Origin of the sequence: Nocardia sputorum (genome assembly GCF_027924405.1) — a bacterium.
In the GTDB taxonomy this organism is placed as follows: domain Bacteria; phylum Actinomycetota; class Actinomycetes; order Mycobacteriales; family Mycobacteriaceae; genus Nocardia; species Nocardia sputorum.
Window position 1 is genome coordinate 6,804,092 of the sequence record NZ_AP026978.1, and the last position, 12,488, is coordinate 6,816,579.

The 12,488-nt window shown below is 68.5% G+C and carries 13 protein-coding genes; 8 read left to right on the forward strand and 5 right to left on the reverse strand.

The annotated features are described in order from the left end of the window. The first annotated feature begins 44 nt into the window (after positions 1–44). From QMG86_RS30720 to QMG86_RS30730, 3 genes are all read left to right on the forward strand, one after another. Positions 45–1,295 carry a PucR family transcriptional regulator gene (locus tag QMG86_RS30720; protein WP_281876348.1) on the forward strand — a complete coding sequence of 417 codons (1,251 nt, stop codon included), beginning with the start codon at positions 45–47 and terminating at the stop codon, positions 1,293–1,295. Positions 1,296–1,438: 143 nt separating this feature from the next. After that, complete coding sequence (locus QMG86_RS30725) at positions 1,439–2,419, forward strand: phosphotriesterase family protein (protein WP_434086218.1); 981 nt, start codon at positions 1,439–1,441, stop codon at positions 2,417–2,419. Between the two features lie 91 nt (positions 2,420–2,510). Further along, positions 2,511–3,593 carry an ABC transporter ATP-binding protein gene (locus tag QMG86_RS30730; protein WP_281876350.1) on the forward strand — a complete coding sequence of 361 codons (1,083 nt, stop codon included), beginning with the start codon at positions 2,511–2,513 and terminating at the stop codon, positions 3,591–3,593. Positions 3,594–3,741: 148 nt separating this feature from the next. On the opposite strand, the gene QMG86_RS30735 is transcribed toward QMG86_RS30730, so the two are convergent. Next, entirely contained in the window at positions 3,742–4,272 is a 531-nt protein-coding gene (locus QMG86_RS30735; RefSeq protein WP_434086133.1) for a winged helix-turn-helix transcriptional regulator, read from the reverse strand. 99 nt (positions 4,273–4,371) lie between these two features. On the opposite strand from QMG86_RS30735, the gene QMG86_RS30740 reads away from it, so the two are divergent. Then, positions 4,372–5,544, forward strand: a complete 1,173-nt coding sequence (locus QMG86_RS30740) for a thiolase family protein (RefSeq protein ID WP_281876352.1) — start codon at positions 4,372–4,374, stop codon at positions 5,542–5,544. 777 nt (positions 5,545–6,321) lie between these two features. Here the strand turns inward: QMG86_RS30740 and QMG86_RS30745 are convergent. Both QMG86_RS30745 and QMG86_RS30750 read right to left on the reverse strand, forming a co-directional pair. Next, the gene (locus QMG86_RS30745; RefSeq protein ID WP_281876353.1) at positions 6,322–6,660 is read right to left on the reverse strand and encodes a hypothetical protein; all 339 of its coding nucleotides are present in this window, start codon (positions 6,658–6,660) and stop codon (positions 6,322–6,324) included. 36 nt (positions 6,661–6,696) lie between these two features. Beyond that, positions 6,697–7,092 (reverse strand): hypothetical protein, encoded by a 396-nt coding sequence (locus QMG86_RS30750; RefSeq protein WP_281876354.1) that lies wholly within the window; start codon positions 7,090–7,092, stop codon positions 6,697–6,699. Positions 7,093–7,198: 106 nt separating this feature from the next. On the opposite strand from QMG86_RS30750, the gene QMG86_RS30755 reads away from it, so the two are divergent. The 3 genes from QMG86_RS30755 (at position 7,199) to QMG86_RS30765 (ending at position 9,313) form a co-directional block, all read left to right on the forward strand. After that, positions 7,199–8,188 (forward strand): o-succinylbenzoate synthase, encoded by a 990-nt coding sequence (locus QMG86_RS30755; RefSeq protein WP_281876355.1) that lies wholly within the window; start codon positions 7,199–7,201, stop codon positions 8,186–8,188. A gap of 182 nt (positions 8,189–8,370) precedes the next feature. Further along, entirely contained in the window at positions 8,371–8,832 is a 462-nt protein-coding gene (locus QMG86_RS30760) for a hypothetical protein (protein ID WP_281876356.1), read from the forward strand. A 22-nt stretch (positions 8,833–8,854) separates the two neighbouring features. Next, positions 8,855–9,313 carry a hypothetical protein gene (locus tag QMG86_RS30765; protein WP_281876357.1) on the forward strand — a complete coding sequence of 153 codons (459 nt, stop codon included), beginning with the start codon at positions 8,855–8,857 and terminating at the stop codon, positions 9,311–9,313. A gap of 183 nt (positions 9,314–9,496) precedes the next feature. Here the strand turns inward: QMG86_RS30765 and QMG86_RS30770 are convergent, their stop codons facing one another. Both QMG86_RS30770 and QMG86_RS30775 read right to left on the reverse strand, forming a co-directional pair. Then, the gene (locus QMG86_RS30770; protein ID WP_281876358.1) at positions 9,497–10,009 is read right to left on the reverse strand and encodes a TIGR04338 family metallohydrolase; all 513 of its coding nucleotides are present in this window, start codon (positions 10,007–10,009) and stop codon (positions 9,497–9,499) included. A gap of 106 nt (positions 10,010–10,115) precedes the next feature. Beyond that, entirely contained in the window at positions 10,116–10,964 is an 849-nt protein-coding gene (locus QMG86_RS30775; protein WP_281876359.1) for a DUF2786 domain-containing protein, read from the reverse strand. A 190-nt stretch (positions 10,965–11,154) separates the two neighbouring features. Here QMG86_RS30775 and QMG86_RS30780 point away from each other — a divergent pair, with 190 nt between their 5' ends. Then, positions 11,155–12,456, forward strand: coding sequence for an ABC transporter substrate-binding protein (locus QMG86_RS30780; protein ID WP_159841247.1), 1,302 nt, complete (start codon positions 11,155–11,157; stop codon positions 12,454–12,456). The last annotated feature ends 32 nt before the right edge of the window (positions 12,457–12,488 follow it).

A 12,488-nucleotide genomic window follows, 5' to 3' on the forward strand; every position in this document is an offset into this window, starting at 1 on the left:
TACGTTGGGGACGCGAGACCGAGCCGGTGGATGGAGGTGTCGGCGTGGCCGGCGGCGAGAACGAGGTGGTTCGCGCGGTCGTGTCGACGATGCTGCGCGATCGCGACGACGTGATCGCCGAGTTGTCGGCGGTGATGCGCGCGCAAGTCGTGACGCTCGACTCGGACGCCCGGCTGCGGGGGCTGTTCGAAGCGGGCACCACCGACAACCTGATGTCCGCCCTCGACTTCGTGCAGAACGACGCCGCCGAGGACGACGTGCACGCCCCCGATCGGGCCCTGGTGTACGCGCGCACGCTCGCGCAGCGCGACGTCCCGCTGTCCGCGCTGATTCGCGCCTATCGGGTGGGGCACGCCGGGTTCCTCGACATCGCGATGCGCTACGCCGTGGAACTGGGCGGCCCCGACAGTTCGGCGGCCATCATCCGGATCGTCCACCGCAGCGCGGTGTACATCGACCGGGTGTGCGAGCACGTCGGCGTCGCTTACGAACAGGAACGCGACCGGTGGGTGGGCAGCCGCGGCGCCCTGCGGCAGGAATGGGTGGCGCGCGTGCTCGACGGCTCGGCCGACGACATCGGGCAAGCCGAGCAAGTACTGCGCTATCCGCTGTCCGGCCGCCACATCGCGGTGAACGCCTGGACCGAGCCGCAGCTCTCGGCGCGGGCCGCGGTGGACGTGCTCGATGCCGTTCGCGCCGCGCTGGTTCCGCTGTTCGGCAACCCGCGCCGGGCGCTGGTGGTACCGACCGACGAACGCGAAGTCCGGCTGTGGTTCGCCGTCGCCGAGGACACGACGATCGACGCCGGGGCCATCGAACGCACGCTGTCGGCCATGTCGTTGCCGGTGCGGGTAGCGCTCGGCGGGTGCGGCGCAGGCGTGGCCGGATTCCGCCGCAGCCTGCGCCAAGCCGACCGCGTACGCGAACTCGTGCTGCTCGCCGGTTCCGGCGCGCCGCGCGCGGTGTCGCACGACCAGGTGGCGGCCGTCGCGCTCCTGGGCGGCGACATCGAGGAACTGCGCCACTACGTGGCCGACTGCTTGGGTGAGCTCGCCACCGACAACCAGCGCAATCTCTGGCTGCGCGAAACCCTGCGCGTCTTCTTGGCCAGCAACCGCAGCTACGCCGCCGCCGCCGAAGAGCTGGCGGTGCACCGCAACACCGTCCAGTACCGGGTGCGGCAGGCGCTCGAACTGGTCGGCGACGTCTTCGACGATCACGACCGCACGCTGCACCTGCATCTCGCCTTGCAAGCCGCGCGCTGGCTCGGACCAGCGGTGCTGCGACCGGTCTGAGCCGCGACCGGGCGAGGTCGTTTCGTGCGCTCCGCACGAAAGTTGTACGAAGTTTCGGTGCCCGCGACTATGGCCCACCTCACATCCCGGTTCGTAGCATTTCCGCGAATGCGCAGCTCAGATGAGGAGAAGTCGCTGTGTCAATGCTGGAAACCATGCGCGGGCCGATCGATACCGCTGATCTCGGAGTGACACTGATGCACGAGCACGTTTTCGTGCTCACCGGGGACGTCCAGCAGAACTATCCGGCCGAATGGGGTTCCGAAGAAGAACGCGTCGCCGACGCCGTGCGCCGGCTGCGCGTCGCCTACGACGCGGGTGTGCGCACGATCGTCGACCCGACGGTGGTCGGGCTGGGCCGCTACATCCCCCGGATCCAGCGGATCGCCGAGCAGGTGCCGGTGAACCTGGTGGTGGCCACCGGTATCTATACCTACGGCGATGTCCCGTTCTTCTTCCACTACCGCGGGCCCGCGCTGAACGAGATCGTCGGCGCGCAGGTCCCCGACCCGATGGTCGACATGTTCGTCGCCGACATCCGTGACGGCATCGCGGGCACCGGGGTGAAGGCGGGCATGCTCAAGTGCGCGATCGACCGGCAAGGGCTCACCGCGGGCGTGGAACGGGTGATGCGGGCGGTCGCCAAGGCCCATCTCGAGACCGGCGTCCCGATCACGGTGCACACCCATCCGGAGTCGCGTGCCGGGCTCGACGTCAAGCGCGTGATGTGCGACGAGGAAGGCGTCGATCCCAGCCGCATCGTGCTCGGGCACAGCGGCGACACCACCGACTGCGATCACCTCGCCGAACTCGCCGACGCGGGCTTCGTGCTCGGCATGGACCGCTTCGGCATCAACCTCGACACCACCTTCGAAGCCCGCGCCGACACCCTGATCGAGATGGTGCGCCGCGGCTACACCGATCGGATGGTGCTCTCCCAGGACGCGAGCTGCTACATCGACTGGATCGAGCCCGCCGCCATGGCGGCTCTGCCGCAGTGGCACTACACCCACTTGTTCGAAGACGTGTTCCCCTATGTGCTCGATCGCGGCGTCACCAAGGATCAGATCGACACCATGCTCGTCGACGTCCCGCGCGCGTTCTTCGAGGCACGCGCACGCTGACGTGGCCCGTCGCCGGGCGGCCCGATAGGATCGCCGCACCCTTACTCGGATCGTCCGGCACGTTCCTGCCGGGATGGGATGTGAATTCGTCATGGCCACTGTGACCTTCGACAACGCGACGCGGCTCTACCCGGGCTCCGTCAAACCCGCGGTGGATCGGCTGAACCTGGAGATCGAGGACGGCGAGTTCCTCGTGCTGGTCGGCCCCTCGGGCTGCGGGAAGTCGACCTCGCTGCGCATGCTCGCCGGTCTCGAGGACGTCAACGGCGGTCGCATCCTGATCGGCGACAACGACGTGACGCACGCGGAGCCGAAGGAACGCGATATCGCCATGGTGTTCCAGAACTACGCGCTCTACCCGCACATGACCGTCGCGGAGAACATGGGCTTCGCGCTGAAGCTGGCCAAGGTCGCCAAGGCGGAGAAGGAGCAGCGGGTGCTGGAGGCGGCCAAGCTGCTCGACCTGGAGCCCTTCCTGGATCGCAAGCCGAAGGCGCTGTCCGGCGGTCAGCGCCAGCGCGTCGCGATGGGCCGCGCGATCGTGCGCCAGCCGCAGGTGTTCCTGATGGACGAGCCGCTGTCCAACCTGGACGCCAAGCTGCGTGTGCAGACCCGTACCCAGATCGCGCAATTGCAGCGCAGGCTCGGCACCACCACGGTGTACGTCACGCACGACCAGGTCGAGGCGATGACCATGGGCGATCGGGTCGCCGTGCTGAAGGACGGCCTGCTGCAGCAGTGCGCCACGCCGCGCGACCTCTACCGCGACCCGGCCAACGTGTTCGTCGCGGGGTTCATGGGTTCGCCTGCGATGAACCTGTTCACGCTGCCGGTCACCGACGGCCGGGTAGAACTGGGCGGGCACGCGATCGCGCTGCCGCGCACCGTCGCCGACGAGGCGGGCAACACCGTGACGGTCGGCATCCGTCCGGAACACTTCGAGCTGGGCGACGGCTCCGGCATCGAGATGGAGGTCGACGTGGTGGAGGAACTCGGTTCCGACGCCTACATCTACGGCCGCACCATCGCCGAGGGCGGGACCGACGGCGCGGGCGAAACCATCGTCTCGCGGGCGGATTGGCGTAACCCGCCCGCGAAGGGCACCCGCCTGCGGCTGGCCACCGACTCCGAGCACGTCTACTTCTTCGACACCGAAGGACGCAGGCTCAACTGAGCGCCGCCGAGGGGCGCGCTCCTCGGCCCTCCGTGGACGCGCGGGCCGCACGACTTCGGTTCTCGGCTCGTACCCACGGATAAGCCGCTCACATTGCTCGGCCAGTCGCGCCGTCGCCGGTCGGCGGCGCGCCTGTCCGGCGCGGGCATCAGTCCGTCGCGTCCGATCGACGGCGTGCGCGCCGCTGCCGCGCGTAGTCCTCGTTGAGTCGCACGCCCAGTTCCTCCAGCTCGATCTCGCGACCGGATTCGCTGCGCACCTGCACCCGCACCGGTGCGCCGGTCGCTTCCTCGACCAGAAGCAGCGGAGCCGCCCCCGGTTGCAGGTAGGCGTCGCCCCACTGCATCAGCGCCAGCACGGCGGGCAGCAGATCGCGGCCCATCCGGGTGAGCACGTACTCGTGCCTGGTGCGCTTGCCTTCCTCCTGGTAAGGCCGTTTCGTCAGCAAGCCCGCCTCGGTGAGCTTGCGCAACTGGGCCGCGGCCGCCGCGTCGGTGATGCCGACGCGGCTGGCGAACCCGTCGAACCGCCGTGTGCCGTAGTACGCCTCGCGCAGGATGAGCACCGCCGAGCGCGTGCCGATGATGTCCATCGCCTTCGCGATCGAGCATTCGTCGGGTTTCCAGGCGCTGAGATCGGCCAACGGTCCTTCCATCACTGCTGCCATGACCGACATCATACCGATGCTGACTTGCCTTAACTATTGCCAGGGGTAGTCTGACTATGTGTTGATAGAGCCAGGCATGGTGGCCGGGCTCTCGGTCCGGAAGGAAGCACCATGAGAGACGCGGTGATTGTCGAAGCGGTACGCACCCCGATCGGCAAAGGCAAACCGAACGGCGCACTGCACAACGTCAACGCGGTGGACCTGCTGGCCCACAGCCTGCGCGAGGTGGTGGACCGCAGCGGCATCGATCCCGCACTCATCGACGACGTGATCGGCGGCGTGGTCACCCAATTCGGCGAGCAGGGCGCGAACATGACCAGGCGGGCCGCACTGGCCGCCGGATATCCCGAATCCGTCCCGGCGACCACCGTCGACCGGCAGTGCGGCAGCAGCCAGCAGGCCATCCACTTCGCCGCGCAAGGCGTGATCGCGGGCGCCTACGACATCGTGGTCGCCGCGGGCGTGGAGTCGATGGGCCGGATCCCCATGGGCTCCAACCTGGTCGGTTCGGACGACATCTCCGGCGTCGGCTTCGCCGAGCGCTACCCGGAGGGCCTGGTGTCGCAGGGCATCAGCGCGGAGCTGATCGCGGCCAAGTGGGGACTGACCCGCACCCAGCTGGACGAGTTCGCGCTCGCCAGCCACGAAAAGGCCGCGCTCGCCACCAAGAACGGCCTGTTCGCCAGGGAGCTGGCCCCGATCAACGGGCTCGCCACCGACGAGGGCATCCGGGTCGGCAGCACGCTGGAGACGCTGGCGGTACTGCGTCCCGCGTACTACGACCCGGCCATGGCCGCCCGCTTCCCGCAAATCGGCTGGGAGATCACGGCGGCGACCGCGAGCCAGGTCAGCGACGGCAGCGCGGCGGTGCTCATCATGACCAGCGAGCGCGCGAAGGAGCTCGGCCTGAAGCCGCTCGCCCGGTTGCACAGCTTCGCGGTGGCCGGCGACGATCCGCTGCTGATGCTCACCGCGGTGATCCCGGCGACCAGGAAAGTCCTGCAGCGCGCGGGTCTGCGGCTGTCCGACATCGACCTCGTCGAGATCAACGAGGCGTTCTCGCCGGTGGTGCTGGCCTGGGCCCACGACACCGGCGCGGACTTGGCGAAGGTCAACGTCAACGGCGGCGCGATCGCCATCGGGCACCCCCTCGGCGCCTCCGGCGCCCGCCTGATGACCACGCTCGTGCACGCCATGCAGGACCGCGGCGCCCGCTACGGCCTGCAAACCATGTGCGAGGCAGGCGGCCTCGCCAACGCCACCATCGTGGAGCGACTGGGCTGATCCATATCGCCACCGGCGCTGCGTGTTCGCGGTCGTTCGATGGAACACGCAGGCCGGTGGCGTCTCCCGCCACCGAACCACATCGGCCCGGCTACGTCCTCCAGGCGAGGCCACGCCCGTTCTGGTGGCGCAGCAAACAAAAACAGCCCGGGTTCGCCCGTTCGCCGCAGGCGCTGGAGCAAGCGGCGGTCGGTCGAACCGACACAGCCACAACACCGCGCGCCCCGATCGGCAAGCTCCACTACCAACGCCCCCAGCGCACCTCAACCACGACTTTCGAGCGAAGCGAGACCGAGCATCCGCCGTTCGCGGCCCGGCTCGCGTTTGCGCGGCCGCCGCGTACGCGACGAAGGAACACAGCGGCGCTCGCTCGAACCGACACAGCCACAACACCACGCGCCCCGATCGGCAAGCTCCACTACCAACGCCCCCAGCACACCTCAACCACGACTTTCGAGCGAAGCGAGACCAAGCATCCGCCGTTCGCGGCCCGGCTCGCGTTTGCGCGACCGCCGCGTACGCGACGAAGGAACACAGCGGCGCTCGCTCGAACCGACACAGCCACAACACCACGCGCCCAGATCGGCAAGCTCCACTACCAACGCCCCCAGCACACCTCAACCACAACTTTCGAGCGAAGCGAGACCAAGCATCCGCCGTTCGCGGCCCGGCTCGCGTTTGCGCGGCCGCCGCGCACGCGACGAAGGAGCAAGCGGCGGTCGCGCAAACGCGAGCCATAAGAGGGCCGCGAACACGCCGCGCCGAAGGCGCGGCAATTCAATACGACACCAGCACGACCGCGATCAAGAAACCGATCAGCCAGGATTCGAGGATCAAGGGGACCGCGATGAGCGGGGTCCAGGCGATCGGTCGTCGGTCGCGCACTTTCTCGATCACCGAGATGATCGCGGCGAGCACCGACGCCGCGATGCCCGCCCAGGCGACGACCTGCGCCCACGGCAGGTATCCGACGCCGCGGCCGTCGCGGCCGTCTCGTGCGAGCACATCGTAGAGCGGCACGAAAGAGGCCATCAGCCAGCCGAATCCGAGCACGATCACCGTACCCAGCGCGACACGCAGGGCGTCGGTCGTTCGCTGCCGGATGTTGCGCGCCATGCGATCAGCATGACCGGCCGTCGGCCGCACGGCATCTCAAGAGCCGGTGTAGACCTGGGAAGCCAATGCGACGCCTCCGGCGAACGAGAGCACGATCAGCACGATCGCCAGCACCGGCCAGTACCACATGTACCAGCGCTTGATCGCGGCCAGGATGAGCATCCCCGTAGCCCCGACGACAGCGAGCGCGGTTCCACCCCAGGACACCGCGAACGCCCAGCCCAGATAGTCGGTACGGCAGTTGTCCGTCCCGCATGGATCGCTGGCGAAGGCGAAGAAAAGCGTGAAGTAAGCGGCGGCGGAGCCGAGGACGGCCGCTACGCAGTACAGCACGATGGCGAGCACGACGTCCCAGGTCCGCACCGGCCGGTGCCCGGCGGGCGGCGATGCGGGCGCGACGTGCGGCGGCCAAGGCTGCGGGGTGTGGACCATGCCGCCAACGATCCCCTCCAGCGCGTCTCGCCGACTCCGGGAAACTACTCGAGTCCGCCTGCGCAATCCCGCGATGGGCCCCCGTAGCCGCCTAAGCTGGTCGGCGATGAGCGACTCCGCAGCGCAGAACGTCGTCTACGCCATCCCGATGCGCACCCGCTTCCGTGGCATCTCGGTGCGGGAAGGGATGCTGATCCGGGGGCCCCTCGGGTGGGGCGAGTTCTGTCCGTTCCCCGAATACGACGACCGCGAAGCCGCCGCCTGGCTGGCCACCGCCCTGGAGCAGGTGACAACGGGATGGCCCGAGCCGGTCCGGGATCGCATCCCGCTCAATTGCACGGTGCCCGCCGTCGACCCGGAGCAGGCGCACGCGATCGTGGCCAGGTCCGGCTGCCGCACCGCCAAGGTGAAGGTCGCCGACCATCCCGACTCGCTCGCGGAGGATCTGGCCAGGGTGGAGGCGGTACGCGACTCCCTCGGCCCGAACGGCGCGATCCGGGTCGACGCGAACGCCGTCTGGGATGTCGACACGGCCGTGCGCGATATCCAGCGGATCGATAAGGCCGCAGATGGCCTGGAATACGTCGAACAGCCGTGCCGGACCATCGAGGAACTCGCCGCGGTGCGCCGCCGTGTCGACGTGCGCATCGCCGCCGACGAATCCATCCGCCGCGCCGATGACCCGCTGCGGGTCGCGGTCGCCGGCGCCGCGGATATCGCCGTGCTCAAATGCACGCCGCTCGGCGGCGTTCGCCGCGCCCTGCAAGTGGCGGAGGCGGCGGGACTCCCCTGTGTGGTCTCCTCCGCTCTGGAGACCAGTGTCGGGCTCGCCGCGCAACTGGCGCTGGCCGGCGCGCTCCCGGAACTCGATTTCGCCTGTGGCCTCGGCACTTTGAGCCTGCTCACCGGTGACGTGACGCGGGGATCCCTGCGTGCGGTCGATGGCTACCTCCCCGTCCTGCGCACCCCACCCGAGCCGGAACCGGAACTGCTGGAGAGCCATCGCCACCCCGACGCCGAGCGCACCGCATGGTGGCAGGATCGCTTGGCTCGCGTCAGTGCGCTGCTCTCTCAAAGTACAAAGCGGCCTGGATGATTGGGGCGGCAATCGATCTCAACGGGGTGCGCATCTGCGGTGGTATCCCGATGTGCTGGGTCGGGTTCGGGCGATGGCGGAGGGCGGAGGGCGGAGAAAAGAATTCGCTGAACGATGGAACCGATCGGGGTGCTTCGACGTCCAACCAGATGAAGAACCAAAGATTCAACTGGGGGTGAGCGATGACGAAGTACGCGAAGAACATCGGGACGATCGCGGGTGGGGTGCTGACGGTCTTGATGACTACTTGTGTGGCATTGCCCGCCGCCGACGCGGCGCCCGGGCCGGGCAACGCGAACTGCCACGTGGACGCCGTGAAGGCCATGAATCCGCACAATTCCAAGGGCACGCCGACCGACATCGTCGGAAAGGGCAGTATCAAGTGCACGGCGGACATCGACTCGCTGTACATCGATGTCGAACTCCAGCGCAAGGAGGGTGGGAGCTGGAAGCGGGTCGCTGGCGGTCACAACGAGGCCACCAAACCCACCGCGGGGACCAAAATCGTTGCCCAAGGTGCCACCACCTGCGCGGACGGAGAGTACCGGACGGCTGCTCGCGGGGGCGGCGTGTACGGGGGAGTACCCTCTCAATCCTCGGCGTGGAAGTACTCGGACACGGTGGTGAATCCGTGCGGTAAGTAGTGCCGAGGCGGGCAAGGTTCGAGTGGGCTGGGAGGCCGGGGTGAGTGGGACGGAATGGGAGATGTTCTGCTCGGAGGTGTTTGCCATCGCCGAGCGTTACGCCATCCAGATATTTTCGAATCCCGGCACCCTGGTGCTCTCCAGCGGATCCTCGTCCACGGAAGCCGAAGCACGCGGGGCCAATCCACACATCGAACTGGTGGATATGGGCGACGCCGCGGTGCGCATCGAAACGGGCTGGTGCGTCCGCGCCGTCGCCGACTACGAAATCCAATTCGAGGACAAGCCGTCCCAGGCGGCCGCGGCGGTCGAGGCGATCATTCTCGGGGGCGCCGAAGAGTATGTGATCGTCGATGACGACGACCGGTGGGTGGCGTTCGGGTGGTGTATTCGGGGCAAGGATTCCCTGATGTCGCAACCCCCGCACATCACCTCGGGACGAAAGGCGGTTCGTCGGCTCCTGCCGTGGCGATCGGCGTGACCGTGCGGTAAGTAGCTCGACCAAGCCGACCCAGCTGCCGTCGGTGCAGCGTGCCCAGCCGTGGAGTCGGCCGGGCACGGTGGCGGTCGAATCGAGGCCACCGACCTTCACGCGCATCGGCACCTTGTCGCGTCCGAAGCCGTTGGGTGGAACGGTGGGGATGGCTTTGGATAGGCGGCGGGCTCAGCCGATCCGCACGCCACAACCGAGCATCGTGGTGCGCAGCAGCAACGCCGCTTCCGGGCCGACGACGCCGTCGACGAGTTCGACGTACCGGTCGCAGAATTCCGGGCCGTGCGCGGCCACCGACCCGGGCGCGGACTCCAAGTGATGCGCCAGTTCGTGCAGGATCACCAGTTCGCGCAGCGCCCAGGCGGTGCCGCCGGTGTGCAGCGGAACCGCCAGGACGTTCCCGGCCGCCTCGTAGTGCGCGGCGGTCGCCCCGGCGCGCGAGCGGACGCGCACCGCCACGGCGGCCCGCTCCCAGCGCGCCCGTACCCAATTGAGCGCCAGCACCTTGTCCGTATAACTCTGTACGGATTCCACCGAGGCGAAGCGGCGCTCGATCGGCAGCGTGAGCTGCGAACCGTACAGTTCGACGGTGCGCGCACCGTGCTCGTCCGCACGATCGAACACCCCGCGTACCAACTGCTCGGCGTCGTAGACCTTGGCGCGCTGGCTGTCGCGCACGGTCATCGCTGCGCGAGCGGTCGCGCGGCGGCGAGCAGCAGCCGATCGCCCGCTCGCGCCGACGGCACGCGGTTATGGCCGCCTCGCCCACCGCACGTGCTGTTCACGCTGGTCAACTGCTGCCCTCAGAGGAGGTCAACCTCGCACGGGCAGCGGGGAGTTCGGGGGAGGTTCCGATCCGGGCGGCCCTGCCCGCGCGGTCCCCCGCCGCCCGTGCCGCGGCAGAATGCCCCGCCGACGCCTGCGGCCCACGCCAGGTGCCGCGCGCCTCCGAGGTCTTCGCGTAGAAGTCGGTGAGCTCGATTTCCTTGTTCCGCAGAGCCAGCGCGGTCCCGGCCGCATCGGCGTCCCGCGGCAACACCTCGGCTTCGACCTCCGCCTTCACCTCGGCCAGCCGCCGCCCGATCCGCGCGGCGAACGCCATCTGGAAATTCAGGCGCGCCGTCACACCCGCGACGGGCGCCTGCACCCGCCGCCGGACCTGGCGACCCCACCGCTTCTCCACCACGATCTTCTCGACCGTGGCCGATCGATACGCGCCCGATTTGATGTACTGGTCGGACGCGCGCACCATCTGCACGAGCAGGCTGGCGTACAGCGCTTCGCAAGTATCGATATCGGAGTCGAACCCGTAGGCGTAGACCTGCGTCGAAGTCCGGGCGACATCGCAGCGCACGTCGTTCGCCGCCGCGATCGCGACGAACAGCTGAACGTAGGTACGCAACCCGCGTTTGCCCGGCTCGCCGATCGGAATGATCCGCTGCACCGGCGTCGGCCTGCGCTCACGCCCCGCGATATGCGCCCGCGCCACCGCGAGATCGATGGACGACTTCGTCGCCAGCCGCTGAGCAGCGGCGAGAAACGCCTCGGCCTCGTGCTCGTTGTCGGTCGATTCGGCCTTGCGCAGCAGCCCACCGATGCGTGTGAGCATCCGATCGGGAACCGCGTTCGGCGAAGACATCGCGCCCAGCCTAGTGGGCTCAGCCGAACAAGGCCCGACCGCGGCACCGCGCCGACTCGAGCGCACCGCCCCGCCGCCGCGCGGGCTCGACTTCGCGCCACCGTCCCGCACGCTGGATCGACACCATGTATCTTGCCTTGTGCACCGGCAGGGTGTGCTGCCGCTCACGAATGATCCTGGAGTGTTTGCGATGGCTGTTAAGAAGGTGACGTCCCTACGTTCGTCGCTCGTGCCACGGGCCGCGGTGGCGGTCGCTTCGGTCGGGCTGCTGACCGCGACGTTCACCAGCGCCTGCTCCAGCGACAGCGGCGGCAGCCCGACCAGCCAGAACCTCACCGGTCGCGGCCCGATCACCTACGTCGAGGGCAAGGACACCACCGAGACCGGCGCGGTCAAGCAGCTGATCGAGCGCTGGAACGCCGCGCACCCGGACGAACCGGTGACCTTCAAGGAACAGTCGAACGACGCCTCGCAGCAGTACGACGACCTGGTCGAGCACATGCGCTCCAAACAGTCGAACTACGACGTGGTCGCCCTCGACGTGCCGTGGACCGCCGAGTTCGCCGCCAAGGGCTGGATCCAGCCGCTGAAGGACTCCTTCGCCATCGACACCAGCGCGCTGCTCTCCCCGCCGGTCGCCAGCGCCACCTACAACAACACCCTCTACGCCGCACCCCGCAACACCAACGGCGGCCTGCTGTTCTACCGCAAGGACCTGGTGCCGAACCCGCCCAAGACCTGGAACGAACTGCTGGCCCAATGCCCCATCGCGCGCCAGCAGAACATCGGTTGCTACGCGGGCCAGTTCGCCCCCTACGAGGGCCTGACGGTCAACGCGGCCGAGGTGATCAACGCCTACGGCGGCAGCTTCGTCGGCGCCGACGGCAAGACCCCCACGGTGAACAGCCCGCAGTCCCGCGCCGGGCTGAAGGTCCTGGTCGACGCCTACAACAACGGCGACATCCCCAAAGAGGCCATCACCTTCAAGGAGCCGGAGTCCAGCAACGCCTTCGCACAGGGCAAGCTGATGTTCCTGCGCTCGTGGCCGTCCACCTTCGGTGACGTCGGCGGCGAGGCCTCCGCCGTGAAGGACAAGTTCGCGGTCGCCCCGCTGCCCGGCGAGAACGGCGTCGGCGCCTCCACGCTCGGCGGCTACAACGCGGCAATCAGCGCCTACTCCAAGAACAAGGCCACCGCGCTGGACTTCCTGCGCTTCCTGATCAGCGAGGACGCGCAGCACATCGTCGCCGCGGGCGCGCTGCCCTCGGTGCGCGCGTCGATGTACGACGACCCGGCGCTGATCGCGAAGATGCCGTACCTGCCCGCGCTCAAGGACTCCATCGCCAGCGCGGTGCCGCGCCCGGTAACGCCGTTCTATCCGGCGGTGTCCAAGGCCATCCAGGACAACGCTTATGCTGCGTTGAACGGAACCAAGTCCGTCGACGACGCGATCACCGGCATGCAAAAGGGCATCGAAACCGCCGGATCGTGAGCGGTTGAGCGCAACGGACCCGACGAACCCGC